This window comes from Congregibacter variabilis (assembly GCF_045689235.1).
GTDB lineage: Bacteria > Pseudomonadota > Gammaproteobacteria > Pseudomonadales > Halieaceae > Congregibacter > Congregibacter variabilis.
Genome location: NZ_CP136864.1, coordinates 3,188,759 through 3,203,703 on the forward strand (window position 1 = coordinate 3,188,759; position 14,945 = coordinate 3,203,703).

The 14,945-nt window shown below is 51.8% G+C and carries 15 protein-coding genes; 6 read left to right on the forward strand and 9 right to left on the reverse strand.

Going from position 1 to position 14,945, the window contains the following annotated elements; translation table 11 throughout:
- Nucleotides 1-224: 224 nt before the first annotated feature.
- The 5 genes from R0135_RS14180 to R0135_RS14200 form a co-directional block, all read right to left on the reverse strand.
- Nucleotides 225-1,406 (reverse strand): hypothetical protein, encoded by a 1,182-nt coding sequence (locus R0135_RS14180; RefSeq protein WP_407347575.1) that lies wholly within the window; start codon nucleotides 1,404-1,406, stop codon nucleotides 225-227.
- On the reverse strand, nucleotides 1,387-1,635 hold the full coding sequence (locus tag R0135_RS14185; protein WP_407347576.1) for a hypothetical protein: 249 nt from the start codon (nucleotides 1,633-1,635) through the stop codon (nucleotides 1,387-1,389). The genes R0135_RS14180 and R0135_RS14185 overlap by 20 nt, the downstream gene beginning before the upstream one ends.
- A 60-nt stretch (nucleotides 1,636-1,695) precedes the next feature.
- Complete coding sequence (locus R0135_RS14190) at nucleotides 1,696-1,869, reverse strand: hypothetical protein (protein ID WP_407347577.1); 174 nt, start codon at nucleotides 1,867-1,869, stop codon at nucleotides 1,696-1,698.
- A 2-nt stretch (nucleotides 1,870-1,871) separates the two neighbouring features.
- On the reverse strand, nucleotides 1,872-2,114 hold the full coding sequence (locus R0135_RS14195) for a hypothetical protein (protein ID WP_407347578.1): 243 nt from the start codon (nucleotides 2,112-2,114) through the stop codon (nucleotides 1,872-1,874).
- A 149-nt stretch (nucleotides 2,115-2,263) separates the two neighbouring features.
- On the reverse strand, nucleotides 2,264-2,779 hold the full coding sequence (locus R0135_RS14200) for a hypothetical protein (protein WP_407347579.1): 516 nt from the start codon (nucleotides 2,777-2,779) through the stop codon (nucleotides 2,264-2,266).
- Between the two features lie 766 nt (nucleotides 2,780-3,545).
- Between R0135_RS14200 and R0135_RS14205 the strand changes: the two genes are divergently transcribed.
- Complete coding sequence (locus R0135_RS14205; RefSeq protein ID WP_407347580.1) at nucleotides 3,546-4,760, forward strand: hypothetical protein; 1,215 nt, start codon at nucleotides 3,546-3,548, stop codon at nucleotides 4,758-4,760.
- A 19-nt stretch (nucleotides 4,761-4,779) separates the two neighbouring features.
- On the opposite strand, the gene R0135_RS14210 is transcribed toward R0135_RS14205, so the two are convergent.
- The 3 genes from R0135_RS14210 to R0135_RS14220 form a co-directional block, all read right to left on the reverse strand.
- Nucleotides 4,780-5,070: a hypothetical protein gene (locus tag R0135_RS14210; protein ID WP_407347581.1), complete on the reverse strand. Its 291-nt coding sequence runs from the start codon at nucleotides 5,068-5,070 to the stop codon at nucleotides 4,780-4,782.
- Nucleotides 5,071-6,385: 1,315 nt separating this feature from the next.
- Nucleotides 6,386-7,045 carry an endonuclease III domain-containing protein gene (locus R0135_RS14215; protein WP_407347582.1) on the reverse strand — a complete coding sequence of 220 codons (660 nt, stop codon included), beginning with the start codon at nucleotides 7,043-7,045 and terminating at the stop codon, nucleotides 6,386-6,388.
- A 55-nt stretch (nucleotides 7,046-7,100) separates the two neighbouring features.
- Nucleotides 7,101-8,480 (reverse strand): DNA cytosine methyltransferase, encoded by a 1,380-nt coding sequence (locus R0135_RS14220; protein ID WP_407349926.1) that lies wholly within the window; start codon nucleotides 8,478-8,480, stop codon nucleotides 7,101-7,103.
- Between the two features lie 496 nt (nucleotides 8,481-8,976).
- Here R0135_RS14220 and R0135_RS14225 point away from each other — a divergent pair, with 496 nt between their 5' ends.
- The 5 genes from R0135_RS14225 to R0135_RS14245 all read left to right on the forward strand — a co-directional run bounded on the left by R0135_RS14225 (nucleotide 8,977) and on the right by R0135_RS14245 (nucleotide 14,280).
- Nucleotides 8,977-9,204, forward strand: coding sequence for a hypothetical protein (locus R0135_RS14225; protein WP_407347583.1), 228 nt, complete (start codon nucleotides 8,977-8,979; stop codon nucleotides 9,202-9,204).
- Between the two features lie 30 nt (nucleotides 9,205-9,234).
- A complete protein-coding gene (locus R0135_RS14230; protein WP_407347584.1) occupies nucleotides 9,235-11,184 on the forward strand; it encodes a hypothetical protein in 1,950 nt (649 codons plus the stop codon).
- The gene (locus R0135_RS14235; RefSeq protein ID WP_407347585.1) at nucleotides 11,171-11,932 is read left to right on the forward strand and encodes a hypothetical protein; all 762 of its coding nucleotides are present in this window, start codon (nucleotides 11,171-11,173) and stop codon (nucleotides 11,930-11,932) included. Before R0135_RS14230 ends, R0135_RS14235 begins: the two co-directional genes overlap by 14 nt.
- Entirely contained in the window at nucleotides 11,929-12,648 is a 720-nt protein-coding gene (locus tag R0135_RS14240; protein WP_407347586.1) for a hypothetical protein, read from the forward strand. Before R0135_RS14235 ends, R0135_RS14240 begins: the two co-directional genes overlap by 4 nt.
- Nucleotides 12,649-12,849: 201 nt before the next feature.
- Nucleotides 12,850-14,280: an ATP-binding protein gene (locus R0135_RS14245; protein WP_407347587.1), complete on the forward strand. Its 1,431-nt coding sequence runs from the start codon at nucleotides 12,850-12,852 to the stop codon at nucleotides 14,278-14,280.
- Between the two features lie 109 nt (nucleotides 14,281-14,389).
- Here the strand turns inward: R0135_RS14245 and R0135_RS14250 are convergent, their stop codons facing one another.
- The gene (locus R0135_RS14250) at nucleotides 14,390-14,944 is read right to left on the reverse strand and encodes a DUF6933 domain-containing protein (protein ID WP_407347588.1); all 555 of its coding nucleotides are present in this window, start codon (nucleotides 14,942-14,944) and stop codon (nucleotides 14,390-14,392) included.
- Nucleotide 14,945: the final 1 nt, after the last annotated feature.

Genomic DNA, 14,945 nt, shown 5'->3' on the forward strand with positions numbered 1-14,945 from the left:
AGCGAACCACGAGCCTGGATGGCCCATGGTTGGTAGGCGTTGCTAGCAAGTTGCACGAGGCATTGGAGCGTTGGTTGAGTCGGAAAGCGTCGTTATATCAGTAGGTTAGGCTGACAAAAAAAATCAAAAAAAAATTTGCGTGCAGGGTTGCTGGCAATCGTGTGATTGCTGAGACGGTGGAGCGCTAGGTCGTCATTTCTGGAACCACCTGTAGCGGTGGTGTCTCAGTGATCGTGCCGGTCGTCGCCGTTTGACCGCATCATGTCAGCGAGATCTGCTGGGTCTTGGGTATGGAGGGGTAGGTCGTCTGAAATCTTGTCAGTTTCTTCCGAGAGTTGTACGTGCATCGCGCGAGTCTCTGCGCGTTCGTCACTGGCGGAGCGTCGGTCCACGAGATTGAAACGTGGTTGGTAGCCGATATCCTTGTCAAAAGGCAGAAATGGATCGCCTTTGATACCCGTGAGATCTTTCAAGCTGCGACCGATTTTCGATACCGCAGAAGCAAGATTGTCGGCAGCCTTCGTGCCAGATCTAAGCGCTGGGATAGCGTCTGCGTCCGCGAGGGAAAGCAGCAGCGCTCCGGGTTGCGTGATTGCTTTTGTCGTTTGGTGGATCAGTTTGGATGCAGTGAAATCCACCTGAAAGAGGTACTTTCGGTCCTTGGAAACATTCATTCTGTTTCCTTGGTAAATGCTTAGCGTGATGCCCTCCCATGATGTAGGGATCGACGGCTTTATCGGATATGCCTGGGTGATTTCCTCTCGCTCATCTTTGATAGTTCCTTGTGAATCCGGATTTTCTAACGAAGGCTCTAAGCCCAGCAGCTCTGCGAAATGCGCGGCGCGCTCCTCACCGTATTGTTGGTTGATCCACCGATGTGCGGACGTTGCATTGATCAAAAAACGCTCATTGCCTGCTGAGGTGACTTTCTTAGCGTGTAGAAGTGATGAGCTATCGGCTTTCCTGGAATTGTGGATGGCATCACTAACTGCACGGTCCAGTTCGTTTACGAGCTTGTCTAGTTCCCATAAGGGCTCTTTCTGCGCATCAGATAAACCGGCGCCTTCCTCGAGTTGCAGATACAGATAATTGAAACCGCTTCCAGGCTCCCGCGAGCTACTGAGCAAAAAACAATCAGTGAATTCGCGGTAGTACAGAAGAGCGCACTCAACAACTTCGAAGTCCTCGAGGTAAGCACCCGTGGGCATATACGGTTTGAGTTCTTCAATATTTGTCGCTTTTGTTAGCATGCAAGCAAGTATAGCGGTCGCCGGGCCAGAGTTTGAGCCTCCAGTTTTTTCGATATAAGCGTCGACAAAAGTAGACGGCCCCAGCCTTTCCAGCGTTAATGCAGCCGAAATAAACCCCAAAAACCCCGAAACCCCGCTATGGGAGTCTCGGTTCATCGTCGGCAAATAGCTTGAGCCCCAGTTCCATCCGCCGAAGCTGCAGCCACAGCATTAGATACTTCTGGAGCATCCCTTCCGGCCAATCAGCGTGCTCACTATCCAGCATCGCAATCGCCACCATTTCGTAGCGGTCATACAGGTCTTGCGGTGAATCGGGGTCCCCCGGAAGATGCGCAACGGCTTCCTCCAGGCGAGCACCGACCTCCGCCAATGAGCGGATCGTCATAGTGTCTCCTTTTACTTAGTGATGAATGGGTGTTGCAGGTGCCCAGGACGGGCGAGGTGTTCAGAAGTGCAGAGGGTAATCCGTCATGAGGTCGGTTGGATCAGTCATGGGATCGAGGCTTTCGCCCGCGATGAGCTTTGCGTGGTCAATAACAACGTCGGCAAAGTCCTCTAGAGGGATGTCCCATGCCGAAACGATCGCAAGCGCTTCAATGATGCAGTTTTCATAAGTCATAGTTATTTCCTTTCGTAGTATTGATAAGCGAGGTAAGTCAGACCGCCTAGGGCGATCAGGAGAGCGAAGATGGGATACATCGACGCCAACAAGGCCGTTAGAGCAGCCGAGAAAAACCACAGGGATCCCGACAGAAAGCCGAGGACCACTGCGCCAGACAGCAGTAGTGAGAGCATGAGTTCTCCTTTTTTGATGGATGGTTCGATGGGTGCAGCGATGGTGAGCAGAGTTGCTCCGGAAGGCATTGCGCCAACAAGGTCGGTATAGGGTCGGTCGGGGTTGACCGGAGGAATGGAAGGCTAAAAAAGCCGTTGCGTGTCAGCGAGTTACGCAGACGCTGACGGGTTGATCATCCGACTACAGAGCTCTCGTCGATCGGACGGTTAGTGAGTAGCTACTTCGGCTGCCGTGCGGCCTTGGGCGCTTTTGCCATACGGCTGCGCGCTTTCGCTTTGGGCTTAGCAGAGGCCTTGCCAGGACCGCTATGCGCTGCAGTGGCGACAGTAGCCAGGAAGCCCGCTATGTCTCCGAGGGTGTACTGCCGCCGCTTGCCCTCGATCAGTACTACTACTCCCTCGGCCAACAGCGTTGCGAGTAGGAAGCTGGCGTTGTTTGCAGATTTACCCTGAAACAGTGATCGCAGCACGAAGCTAGTCATAGGCTTTTCGACAGGCCAGTCCTCTAGTGCAGAACGGATTGCCGCAAAGGGGACCCACTCATCGCTGAAGAAGCCGCCGCCGCTATTGCGACTGATGCGCCAGTGGAGGGAGCCGGAGTCATCGGTGCCGAGTTCGTAACCCAGCTTGCCGCGACCCTCCAGGGATTTGCAGGTGGCCTTGCGAAGCGGGGTGATGGATGGGGTATCGGGGTTCTTGGGGTTTTTGTCGGTCGTGCGAGATGTTGTAGCCATAGTGGCCTCCATGTATCTGATGGGATGCAGAAGGCGGCTGCCTTCTAGTTTAGATACATCGGTTTCCTCGGTTTTTCGGCCTAGCGTCGCGGGCTTGAATTATTGATTGCGGCACGGGTGAGTTATGCCGGTCATTTCAATGGGATATGGGTCGCGCCTGGCGGCAAAACTATGCGCGGGATGTAGCTGGACGCATTTGCGGTGAAGCCTTTCTTTGCTTACGTAGCATTGGAGATCATGGGGCGGCGTCTGATGGGGCGCGATGCGACAGGGCTATTTATTGCGTGGTTATCGGTGGGCGCAGAAAACTTTGATTAGTAGGGCGGGACCCCCAGAAAAATGCACGTGCAGAATTGAGTTATGCAGTCGTTTGGCATGCTTTCTACGCACCATGATACCGTTCATGTCTCAAGGTTTGTCACCGGTGAGGGGGAGGTTATACGTGAGTAGCAGTGAACGGTATGAGTACTCTCGAAAACCCAAGCGCTGTCCCCAATGCAATCACACGCCGGTCGCGACTATTCTTTACGGGATGCTGAATCCCAGTGAGACGCTCGATAAACGCTTGGAGCGGGGGAGCACGGTCCTGGGAGGGTGTGTCAGCTGCATCGATGATCCAGCGTGGAAGTGTGTTGAGTGTGGGTTGGAGATGTACCGGCCGTTATAAGGCTGTTGACCACCCTCTATCATTTTCCTGGCCAGCCCGATTGATCGCTTTTTCCCCCTTAAATAGAAAACGCTGCAGCAGAGAATAAGGAGAGCCCATATGACTCGCCAAGAACTCTACGATCTCGTCTGGTCTAAGCCAATCACCCATATCGCAAAAGACTTCGGAATGTCTGACCAGGGCATACGTAAGCATTGCGTCAAAGCCGATATACCCACGCCCCCCCTGGGTTACTGGGCAAAGCTGGCGCATGGTAAGAAGGTTCAACACCCCAAGCTACCGATCAAGCAATTCCCTGCAGACGCGGACGTACCGCTGGCGCCCCGAGCAGAAAAATATCGAACGGATACCGGCTATGACCTCCGGAAGTTAGCTGAGGCCAATGCAGAACTGCAGGCCGCCTGCGCAGTGCCAGACGAGTTACCAAAGAGCAGGCCCGCTATCGTACGAGCCGTTGCAACTCTGTTGAAGCAGGCAGACACCAACAGTCACGGATTCCAAGAAGCTGGCGGTAGCTATAGTCCGGAGTTTCTTGTTTCAAAGCAAAGCCTCGACCGATTGAGCCGGATACTCTACGCATTGAATACCGTCGCTGATTCGCAGTCGCACCGCCTGTTTCTCAAAGATGAAAAGCTGTATTGGCAGGTTGGTGAGGAGCGTTTTCTGGTGCGCATCAGGGAGACCGCAGACAAGAAGCCTCATGAGCCTACAAAAGCTGAGTTGAAGGAGCAGGCGCGGCGCGCAGACTACTCCTGGTATTCGCCGAATCGAAAGGCGTATCGGTCTTGGGACTACTTTCCGTCGGGGCGCCTCTCGATATCGCTGTCGGATACCGTGGGTAACCGGTGGGAGCGTGAACGCATTGAGAAGCGCTGGCGCGATACAACGAGCAGGACCCTCGAATCCCGTTTGCCAGAGATCTTCTTTTGGCTTGAGGAGGCTGAGCCACTTGCGAGATCTAAGCGTCTTGAGGCTGAACGACAAGCTCGGGAGGAGGCAGAGCGGCTGGAGCGATTGAGGCAGCAGCGAGAGCGCCGGAAGCTGGCCGAAGAGCTGGAGAAGGCGATCTGCGATATGGCTGATATCAACCAGCGGAGGCAGCGGGTGATGGCTCTGGCGGAGGTGATGCGAGCCGAGGAAGAAGCGGATCCGCGTATCCTAGAAGAAGTCGTGGGTTACGCGGAGGTGCTACGGAAGCAGATCTGCGAGCGCCACCTACCCGACGCGGTGAGGGAGGCAGCCGCGCTGTCGGGATCAGGATTGTTGATCTCGGCGCTATTGGAGACTCCAGCGGAAACACTCCACTACTGGTGATCGAAGTCCCCTGCATCAGCTACAGGACGCGTAGCAATCGAAGCATATCCAAGTGGCGTTTCATATCTTCGGGATCATCGCAGTACAGATCGAAGATGTATGACTCTACTCGGTTTTGAGAATTGAACAACGAGTCTGCATTGACCGCATGATCAGGGCTCTGAATGTACTCCTTGCCATTCCTTCTTTCGATACAGTTTGGATGATCTACAAATACAGTCTTGAGGTCCATCGCCAAAAGCCAGAAATAGTCTTTGGTGACGCCGAGTACTTCTCCTTCGTGCTCTTTTCCAAATGAGTCAATAAACATGACCTTTCTGATCCGATTATGCCAGGTAGATCGCAAATCACCGATCGCTCTACTACAGGGTATCCACAACGAGCTGCCATAGCGCATTACGCATTCTTCTCTCGTGCAGCTATCGATCGGAGGGCACCCAGGCCTGGTAGCGTCATAGCAATCACTGGCTCCGAGGGCATGCAGGCACTCATGCACTTGATTGACGTGCCGAGAGGACTCGTCGGAGTAGTCTACTGCGATGTTACCTTGAGTGAATCCCCACTTCGCGTGGGATAGAGCTGACTGTCCGAGGTTAGCCAGGGTGGAATGTGGAGACACCGACGCGATGACGAAAAATGGATCTGTTGGCGCCCCGAGCAACTCGTACGCGACTGCCGAAAGCTCATCTAAGGAAGACGCAGCGCTAAGGGCGGGGAAAAGATTTGGCGGAGCGGCATTAACTGCTAGTGAAATGTTTAATCCTCCACGTGTGAGCGCCTTTTCGAGAGTTTCGATAAGTAGTCCAGAGATCGCGCGCCCAGGTTCTTGAATTACGAAGGCTTTCATTATGTATACAGCTCCTACTTTCATAATTCTAAGTTCGATGGGGGGTAATCTTGATTCTATTTGATGGATGCGAGGATGTTGGGGTGTCGCCATGAATTGCCGCGGTTACGCCGGAGCCCCGGTGGTGTGAGTTACGTCAGCATGGCCAACATGATTCAGTATTGATGAGACGCAGCTTATCACTCGACACGCGGAGTATCTCAATAGTGTTCAGACGCCTAGGGTTGTTGAACCACTCCAACCATTGCAGAGCGACTGCCTGCTGAGAGCCGGCGGAATGCTATGTGCAAGTCGCTGCATACAATTGTGAGTGGAGGCCCACTGGCGTACCGCCTAGGAGCAAAGCTTGTAAAGGGTTCGGCCTTCACAAATGTCCAGAATTCGCTCGGAGAGCACAGTCTGCAGCGCAGCCTACCGGCTCTGAAAAAGATGAAGCCTGCGATCTGGAAGGTGGCAAACTACATGGGGCGTAGCTTCAATGACAAGGGTAAAGGGCGGGCCAAGTATGTGACTCACCGCGGCTCACCAATAATCTGCAGGCTGCCTATTCGCCCGCGTCTTAAGGCCCGGGACTTCACTCGAAAGCTCACGTCTCTTGGATGCAGATTGTTCCGGCATGGGGGATAGCATGATATTCGGATAGGGCCCAATGGAGCTAAGTCTCTCGTGCCCAGGCATCTGGGCGACTTGAGTGCTGCTCTGATCGCTGGGATTCTTAGGCAGGCGGTGCCCAATATGAGCTTGAATGAATTCGTCGCTGGATAGGTATGACCTGCAGTTACTCTGCTGAAAGCGCGGTCCGCTGATATTCACACAATCCTTTTGAAGACAAGGGGCAAGCCGCACATCTTGGTTGACCGCTTCGACAAACCTGCATGGTGAGGTCTAGAACGGCGTAATTGTAGGCACGGAATCCCCGCCCTGGAGTAAGAGATCCCGCCAGCTCACGCTGGGGGCATGGCTGTCGAAGGTCCTTTGGTTTGGGTATGCCCATTAGTCTCGAAAGCCATCGCGCCACATTCGCATCAAACAACACGGCTCGTCGGTTCATGTGCAAAGAAAGATATGCGGACGCGGTGTAATGACCAATGCCGTAAATAGCTAGGAGCTCCTGCTCCTCCAACAGATAGTGATCACAGGTATCGAGATGCTCCGCCACCGCGCGTAGCGTAGTCGCCCGGCGATTTAGGCCAAACTGTTGGTCGATTTGCGCCAGCTCTTCATCGGACGCTTCGAGAACCGACTCTGGGGTTGGCCAGCGCTTCTCTATCTTTTCCCATCTAGCTGCAACGTGCTTTGCGTTAGTACGCTGAAGTAGGACCTCTGCCACTAATGCGAGCCAGGGGTTTTCGGTCGAACGCCACGGATAATCGACGAAATTTGCGTCGCCCCATATTGTCACTGCCGATCTGATTTCTTCGATTAATGCGGCGTTCATGAAGGCCCTGTCCCAGTCGATTTCGTTCCTGCGCGTCAGGAGATATAGCCCTCAACTAGACCTTGAAATGCTTGGCAATAATTTCATACACGACTTCTGCAAGTTGCGTCGCGAGCATCGGAGGCACGGCGTTTCCAACCTGGTGGTACTGCTCGGTCTTGGGGCCCTCAAAGAAGTAATCGTCAGGGAAAGTTTGCAGGCGAGCAGCCTCGCGAACTGAGAGGGACCTAACCTGCTTCGGATCGTAATGGATGTAGTAGTGACCGTCTTTGGAGATGTGCGACATTACCGTGAGACTGGGCTCAGTCGGATTTACGGCGGTGAAGCAATCGGTAAACGAATCTTTATTTTTCTCTAACTTTTCAAATTTTGGGAGTAATGCTTGCGGAAAATCTCTAAGTTTGAACTTCTTATTCTCTCTAAGGCCAGCGGAGGAAGACACGAAAAAATAGCGAGCCAAGTCCGATGCCTGGTGGTCTTTGCAGTAGTGATTCAGCGGGTAATCTAATGGTCCGTTCAGGTAGCATTCCTCAAAACGGTACCAGTCAGAGATCTCGGGCCGTCGCTGCCAATGGGACTGATGGGTTCCCCATTCCTTCCGATAATTTTCTCTGTCATCGGGTTGAAATCTCCGCAGCAAAGCGAGGTTCTTTCTCAGCACCTGCGCAATCTCTGGAGACAGGCTTCCGTTTAGCAATGAATTGTTTGCTAGCAGAGGCCGTATGTAGCCTTCGACTGCGCGCTTCCAGTCAGGTAGTGAATTTGCACCACTCCACTCGGGTATTGGTTGGCGGCTAGTTATCCCACCATGCAATGTTGGCAAATCGCAAATCGCACTTGACGCATCAATCTTTCCGAAGTTTGTGAAGCGTTCGTCACCAATGGGCCTCCAAATCCAATCACGCGATTTTTCTGTGCGGCGTACACCCAGAATTATTACGCGGTGCCGAGCCTGTGGGATGCCATACTCTTCTGCGTGAATGGTCAAGTCTGATGGCTCGATATTGATCAGCCCTGATGGCGAAACAAATGAATAAAGATCATAGCTCTCATCAGCACAAAGCTTCGCGTAGGCCGGATCAATTCTGGAGAGTGCTGTGACGGGTCTCTCTAGGTCAGCTAAAATTTGGTTGACGATCGCTCCGTCAGTACTTTGCTCCTTCCCGTGCTCAGAAGAGAGAACACCCTTCACGTTTTCCATTACAAAAACTGCTGGTCGCCAGCGAGCCACCACGCGCAGATACTCTTGATAGAGCGTATGTCGGTGGTCCTTTGCGAATTTCTCCGGATCTGCATTTTTCATTCTAGAACGACCCATGCCGGAGTATGCTTGGCAGGGCGGCCCCCCTAGCAACACCCAGGGCTTCTGTTTGTCTAGCCGCTCGTCTAGAAGTGACGCGATCTCCTCGTTGTCATGAGGCTCCCCATCACGCATTTTTAGTTTAAGGGGTTTCGGCGCTTCAAGGACCGCCTCCGGTGCCGAACTCACTAACTCTTGACGGAGCAGTAATGAATTTTTACTCGGGCCACGCCGCCTAGTCTTTGCGTCTTCGTCAGCAGCTTTAACATACCTCCAATATGTTTCGGTTGACGCGCCGCTTGCTACTAGGCTTCTGTAAATTGCGCGCAGCTGCAGCGTCTGGTGTGCCCTTGGGTTGGCTTCCACTGAAAGAGTTGTTTGAAACGCCAGGTCGCTACTGCATGGCTTTTGGTACCTCGAAAACCCTTCGTTAAGCCCTCCGGGCCCCGCGAATAGATCCACGATCGGAACGTATTTGTCCAATTTAATCCCCAAAAATCAAATATGTACGGAATATACACGCGAAATATACGATGGGAAAGGTCTATTTATCTTTTTGTACATTGACAATATCTACTTTCATATGTACTCTCCTTTACGGTGGGAAATGTGATCCGTTCAGGTGGTAAATATGAGTAAGACAAGTGATCGTGAAAAGTTTGTAAAACTTGCTGAAGCACGGGTAAGTAAGGCGCTGAAGGACATAAAGTTGATCGGCAACCTGTCGAACAGGAGCAATTACGACTACTCCCAAGACGATGTGAAGAAAATCTACTCTGCCCTCAACAAAGCGCTGAGTGAGATGAAGGCCCGGTTTGACGCGAAGGGTGATCCTGAGGATGCAGTATTTAAGCTCTGATACCGCCCAATTTATCAGTAGGAGATGTGAATGACAGCCGAATGGCGCTTTGAGCCAAAACGACGTAGCCAGAAGTCCAGAGATCCAATGCAGGCAAGTTTTTTTACTAACTCCAGCATTGATGACGACACTCATGCACTTGTCCGGGAGGCAATTCAAAACTCATTGGACGCGAAGACTGATGCGGAGGCCGTTGACCCTGTGCGGGTGCGCTTCAAAATTGGAACCCATTCAGGAGATAGCGAACTTATTGCTCGCTACATTCCAGAGGATGCATGGCTTCATTTTAACGCCAGTGACAATGGACTCCAGTCGCCTCCTGTGGCGGCAGACGACTGCCGCTACCTTGTATACGAGGACTTCAATACTGAGGGACTTGTTGGGGATGAAAGAGCGTTTGAGGCAGAGAATGGTAACTCCTTTTATTTTTTCATGCGCGCGGAGGGGCAGTCGGGAAAGCATGAGGGGGAGCGTGGCCGTCATGGGATTGGCAAGTACGTGTTTCCCTACACGAGTGGAATACGCATGTTTATGATGGCCACTGTACGCGCATCAGATAGTCGCTGCCTGATTGCAGGACAAAGTGTTCTCAAATCTCACCAGGTCTCAGGAGAGCGTTTTACCCCTGACGGATGGTGGGGGCATTTTGAGAAGGATGGTGCGGACGACTATTTTGCGCTGCCTATAGAGGATTTGGGGCTTTTTTCTCAGCTTCGGGATGACTTTGATTTGGCTCGTGAGTCTGATCAGACAGGGCTATCTCTGATTCTTCCCTATATTCAAGACGAAGTGACAGCTGAGAAGCTCTCTGAGCACGTAGTCGGTGAGTATTTTTGGCCGATTCTGAGTGGCCAGCTTGTGGTCGAAGTAATTGAGCAAGGTAAACGACGTGTTATTGATGGTACAAGCATCCGGGAGAATCTCGACGACCTGCTACCTGCAGGCCACATCGAACAGATAGCGCCCTACATAGCTCTGGCACATCGAGCCTTACATCTCAAAGATTTCGTTGCCGTAGAGCTGAGTTTGCCTGAAGCACCCTCAATGCCCAAATGGGATAAGGACTATCTGTCGAAGGGCGTTGCGAAAGAAATACATGAAGAGCTAGCCAAGCCAGACGCCTTTGTTCGCATCCGTTGTCCGCTGTACGTCTGCGCTAATGCTGCGTTGGAGGCGAAAACATCGCATTTCGACATTTTCCTTTCGAAAGATATCACTGATACATCAAGAAAGCCTCGGTTTGTACGGGAGGGGATCATCATTCCGGAGGACCGTGTGCCGAAAGTGCGGGGATATACTTCTATGGTTGTTATTGATTCTGGTGACGTCGCGACCCTGCTGGGCGACTCTGAGAACCCAGCGCATACAGAGTGGGAGAAGAACGCCACAAAATTTAAGGGTAAGTATAAGTGGGGTCCAACCACGATTGACTTTGTCCGGTTGTCGGTAGGTAAATTTTTAAACCTAATGAGTCAGGGGGATGAGGAGGAGGATCGCGCTCTTCTGTCTGATATTTTCTTTCTTGATGCGCCAGAAAACGAAGATGATGTACCCGACGCGCGGAAGCGACGGAAAAAGATAAAGCCTGGCCCTGATCCAGCGCCACCAATAGATCCTCCGCCGCCGGCTCGACCTAGGACGTTTCGGTTGTCGAAGTTAGACGGAGGATTTGTTGTTCGCGGTCCAAGGACACCCCTTCTAACTGATCGCAGCTACAAGGTGTTGGTGGCCTACGACTTCAGTGGCGCCTCAAAGTCGCGAGCAATGAAGCAATGGAGCAAGAATGACTTCGACCTGGAAAGGGCTGACGCTCTCGGTCTTGTCGAGGCAAAAAACATGGGTGCTGTTGTGATAGGTGGAAACACTGTGGAGTTTCAAGCCTCGACAAGTGACTTCAGCTTGATAGTACATGGGTTTGATAGCCGGCGAGATCTGATCGTGGAAGTGGAATCCGAGGCGGTGTTGAATGAAGAGGTTTAACTACACGGGCCGTAAGAAAATTCTTCGGGAAGACATTAAGATTCGTCTACAAGGCGGTTTTTGCGATAAACCTGTTGTTGATGTTGCAATCAGTTTTGCCGACTACGACTTTCCTTCTGAAAGCAGCGTGTTCCTCGAGCCCCAGCGAAAGACGCGGTTTATGCGCATTGCTCTGGGGGCTGCCGCCGTTAGCGTCAGACGTAACGGGGTCCAATTGTCGGAATTCGACGATGCGGAAGGCCTAGATTTTCGCGTCAAAGTCGTTGATGAGGCTCAAGGGCTTCTGCTGGGCGTAGCCGAGAATATCAAGCCCTACAATAAAGATGATCAGCTAGACGATAATCAACTGAGTATTCTTCCCGTGTCCAGTTCGGATCTATCGTCTTATGGCGTGCTTTGGAGGGTTGAATACAGCGATCAAAAAGCGGTGCTGCAAGTCGAGCGTGAATTAGGCAGCAGGGACCAGGTTGTGCGTTCGCTTATGTTTCGCGGATTCATATTGCCCGCGGCGATGCATCAAATTCTTGCGAAAATACTCTCTGAGGATTGGGATGAAGATTTATCCGAGCCCGAAGAGCTTTCTACTCGGTGGCTGTTGTTCGCGAGACAAATTGGAGCGGGCTTGCCTGATAAGGGTTCAGAGGATCATGAGGAGTGGATCGACAGCGCTGTAAGGATATTAGGCAACAGCATTATCGGGGTGCGGCAACAGGTGATTGATGATTTTGCTGTGGAGGCTTGGAAATGAAGATATTACGCATGACTGAGCGAGGAAAGGGCCGGTTTATAGAGTTTCTGGACAGCCAGAAGACGGATTACCCTCAGGGCTTTCCTTCACAACTGCTGACTGAGGGGGAGTATGCGGAGGCGGTAGGCGGCAACGTTTCGTCATTAAACGCACTAAACTTGGACGACAGTCTGGCTACGGCAAAGGGATTGGATGAGATAGTCAAAGATCTCGACTTAACGTCTGCAGAAAGAGACAGTGGGTTTTGGACTTGGTGCTCAGCATACCTATTTGATCGGCTTTGCAAGAAAGCTGGTGGGAAGTACAAGCCGGGAGAGTTGCCGATATGGGTGGCAGAGCCTGACAATTGGCGCCGTTATTACCGACATTATCTTGCGTCAATATGGCGCGTCTACGACTCTCACAGAGATAAGGAGGATGAGTTAGTCGTGCTTTTGACGGGAGCGGTAAACACGCCCGGCGAGCTTTGGGCTCAAATCGCAGCCACACAGACACTAATTACCAATCCTTCTATGATTGATGCGGTCTACCATTTGTACTGGGACAAGACATCGCGTCAGCGAAAGCGTGGAGCTGGAGGGAATAGTCCAAGGCGACTAACTCGTGTTCTCAGGCAATTCGAACGTACCTTCGACTTTGTTGCTATGACAGGAGATCAGATAGTTGACCTATTGCCTAGCGAGTTTGATCGCTTTAAAGAGCGGGAAGAGATCTAGTCTGCAAATACCTCGCGCTGACCTTCGCAAGACTCCTCGCGCGATACGGAAAGTCTCGACGTCTTTTGGCTGCGCGACGCGTCCATGACTGATCTTGATAGCCTGTCGGCGCCTGAGATCCTTGCCGCAGAAATCGCAGAACACTTGCGTGCGGCGCTAACTGCGTTTGAATCTGCAGCTGATATAAATTAGAGAAGGCTTATGTATCCAAGCTATTCGATCAGTGACGAACAAGCCAGAAAAATTCTCGGTCGGGAAGAAGGCTACCTGCATGATTTTAAAGATAAGCGGATCAAGCCCGCTAAGTTATCCGAGACAATTTCTGCCTTCGCAAATGCATCAGGCGGTGATGTGTATATCGGTGTAACGGAGCGTGATCAACACGAGAAGTTTGTATGGGATGGCTTTGCCGACGTTGAGGACGCAAACGACGTCATACAGTCTCTGTTCAATGCTCATCCGTTTGGGAACCACTTGTTCTACGAGTTCTTGATTTGCGATGCGTTTCCAGGCTGTGTATTGCACATCACAATAAAAAAAGTGAAGGAAATTGTAAGGTCCACGAAAGGCGAAATATTCCTACGCCTTGGAGCCGGTAAGACGAAAATCGACGATCCTGAAGGTATCCGCCGTTTAGAAAGTGACAAAGGCATTATTTCGTTTGAAGACGAGGTTATAGATGTTGATTTGGCAAGGATCGAAAATAGTCTTTCGATCTTGAGTTTTATACTCAATGTTGTTCCGAATGCGGAGCCACTAACCTATTTGAAGAATCAGGAGTTGGTGCGCGCGGGACAATGCAAAGTTGCAGGGGTTCTTCTTTTTTGTGACGAGCCGGCGGTTTACCTGCCAAAGCGATGTAGCGTCAAATTGATGCGCTATAAAACAAGGGATGAGGACATTGGTAGGGAGTTTCTGGATGGCGTTCCGAACACAATCGAAGGGGATGTGTACAACGTAATCTACTCGGCAGTCGAGGCGACTTCGAAAGTTGTTGAGGATATTCAGCGGCTTGGAAAAAATGGCCTTGAGAGCATTAAGTACCCCCCTGAAACCCTACACGAGATCATTACTAACGCAGTTCTGCATAGAGATTACAGTATCGCTGCAGATGTTCAGGTGCGTGTATTCGACAATCGAATTGAGGTGGAGAGCCCTGGCAGATTGCCTGGTCATGTTACTCCTGCAAATATTCTTGACACGCAGAGTGCGCGTAATCCGACGTTAGTGCGCCTCATAAACAAGTTTGAGAACCCACCTAATCAAGACGTTGGAGAAGGTTTGAATACAGCATTCAGTGCTATGGAGGCCCTCAGGCTGCGCTCACCGGAAATTTACGAGCGGGAAGGTTCCGTTGTTGTTTCGATTCCTCATGAGCCCCTTGCATCACCCGAAGAGATCGTCCTCGACTACCTCGAGAGGAACACAGAAATTAATAACCGAACCGCGCGGGAGCTAACAGGAATCAAGAGCGAAAATACGATGAAGAATGTTTTTCTTCGGCTTAAGGCTAAAGGTTTACTTGAGCAGATCCCGGGAAGGAAAGGAGCCTCTTCGGCTTGGCGCCGACTGATTGATTCATCCACCGACTCCGGCTCTTCATCGTTAACGGGGGACACCGGGATTCATTAAACTGGTTTTGCGGAATCATTTACGGTCGAACCCCCGATGTACCACGCAGGATTGATATTAGGCCTTCCAGAGCTGGAGGTCGAACGGGTGGATCCTCTACCTGCAGTAGCTAATCGCCCGCTAGAAGTAGATCAGCCATCTCATCAGCCGCCCAGATAGCCCCTTTGACGCCCTTTGCGGACCATGGGGTATCAGCCAGCCAAGCGCCGATGCGGTAACCCGTGATCTCAGAGATGGTGACGTCGCCATCCTCGACCGCGAACTGTATGTGTTGGACCATTTGGTTGAGTGTGCCTAGAACCGACCGGTTGACAGTGGTCTCGATCATTAGCGGCGCGAGCTGCGCAATGGCCGCCTCCATCAACTCGTCTTCCGCACCTGTTTTAAGCAGCGTGTTCATGAAGCTATCGCTGAAGTGGTGATCGAAGATGGCGAAGTCATCCTTTTTCAATGCCGGGATGAAGACAGGAAAGCGGGTTGTGTCGTGCACGAGAAGGACACATTGCCGCCGTTGTAATGTCACAAGGTGACCATGCCAGCCTGATAACCGGGTGGGGGTAGCATCATTGGCGGCGAAATAGTTGGAGTACTCACTGCGTAACTGTTCCCCAACCCCTACGGGCAATCGCGATAGCAGTTTTTTGGTGCAGTGGATGGTGATCATA

What these genes read in the sequence shown, in the direction of transcription:
- R0135_RS14180 (WP_407347575.1), bottom strand. Translation starts at nt 1,406, where the DNA reads ATGAACCGAGACTCCCATAGCGGGGTTTCGGGGTTTTTGGGGTTTATT.
- R0135_RS14185 (WP_407347576.1), bottom strand. Translation starts at nt 1,635, where the DNA reads ATGACGATCCGCTCATTGGCGGAGGTCGGTGCTCGCCTGGAGGAAGCC.
- R0135_RS14190 (WP_407347577.1), bottom strand. Translation starts at nt 1,869, where the DNA reads ATGACTTATGAAAACTGCATCATTGAAGCGCTTGCGATCGTTTCGGCA.
- R0135_RS14195 (WP_407347578.1), bottom strand. Translation starts at nt 2,114, where the DNA reads ATGCCTTCCGGAGCAACTCTGCTCACCATCGCTGCACCCATCGAACCA.
- R0135_RS14200 (WP_407347579.1), bottom strand. Translation starts at nt 2,779, where the DNA reads ATGGCTACAACATCTCGCACGACCGACAAAAACCCCAAGAACCCCGAT.
- R0135_RS14205 (WP_407347580.1), top strand. Translation starts at nt 3,546, where the DNA reads ATGACTCGCCAAGAACTCTACGATCTCGTCTGGTCTAAGCCAATCACC.
- R0135_RS14210 (WP_407347581.1), bottom strand. Translation starts at nt 5,070, where the DNA reads ATGTTTATTGACTCATTTGGAAAAGAGCACGAAGGAGAAGTACTCGGC.
- R0135_RS14215 (WP_407347582.1), bottom strand. Translation starts at nt 7,045, where the DNA reads ATGAACGCCGCATTAATCGAAGAAATCAGATCGGCAGTGACAATATGG.
- R0135_RS14220 (WP_407349926.1), bottom strand. Translation starts at nt 8,480, where the DNA reads ATGCGTGATGGGGAGCCTCATGACAACGAGGAGATCGCGTCACTTCTA.
- R0135_RS14225 (WP_407347583.1), top strand. Translation starts at nt 8,977, where the DNA reads ATGAGTAAGACAAGTGATCGTGAAAAGTTTGTAAAACTTGCTGAAGCA.
- R0135_RS14230 (WP_407347584.1), top strand. Translation starts at nt 9,235, where the DNA reads ATGACAGCCGAATGGCGCTTTGAGCCAAAACGACGTAGCCAGAAGTCC.
- R0135_RS14235 (WP_407347585.1), top strand. Translation starts at nt 11,171, where the DNA reads ATGAAGAGGTTTAACTACACGGGCCGTAAGAAAATTCTTCGGGAAGAC.
- R0135_RS14240 (WP_407347586.1), top strand. Translation starts at nt 11,929, where the DNA reads ATGAAGATATTACGCATGACTGAGCGAGGAAAGGGCCGGTTTATAGAG.
- R0135_RS14245 (WP_407347587.1), top strand. Translation starts at nt 12,850, where the DNA reads ATGTATCCAAGCTATTCGATCAGTGACGAACAAGCCAGAAAAATTCTC.
- R0135_RS14250 (WP_407347588.1), bottom strand. Translation starts at nt 14,944, where the DNA reads ATGATCACCATCCACTGCACCAAAAAACTGCTATCGCGATTGCCCGTA.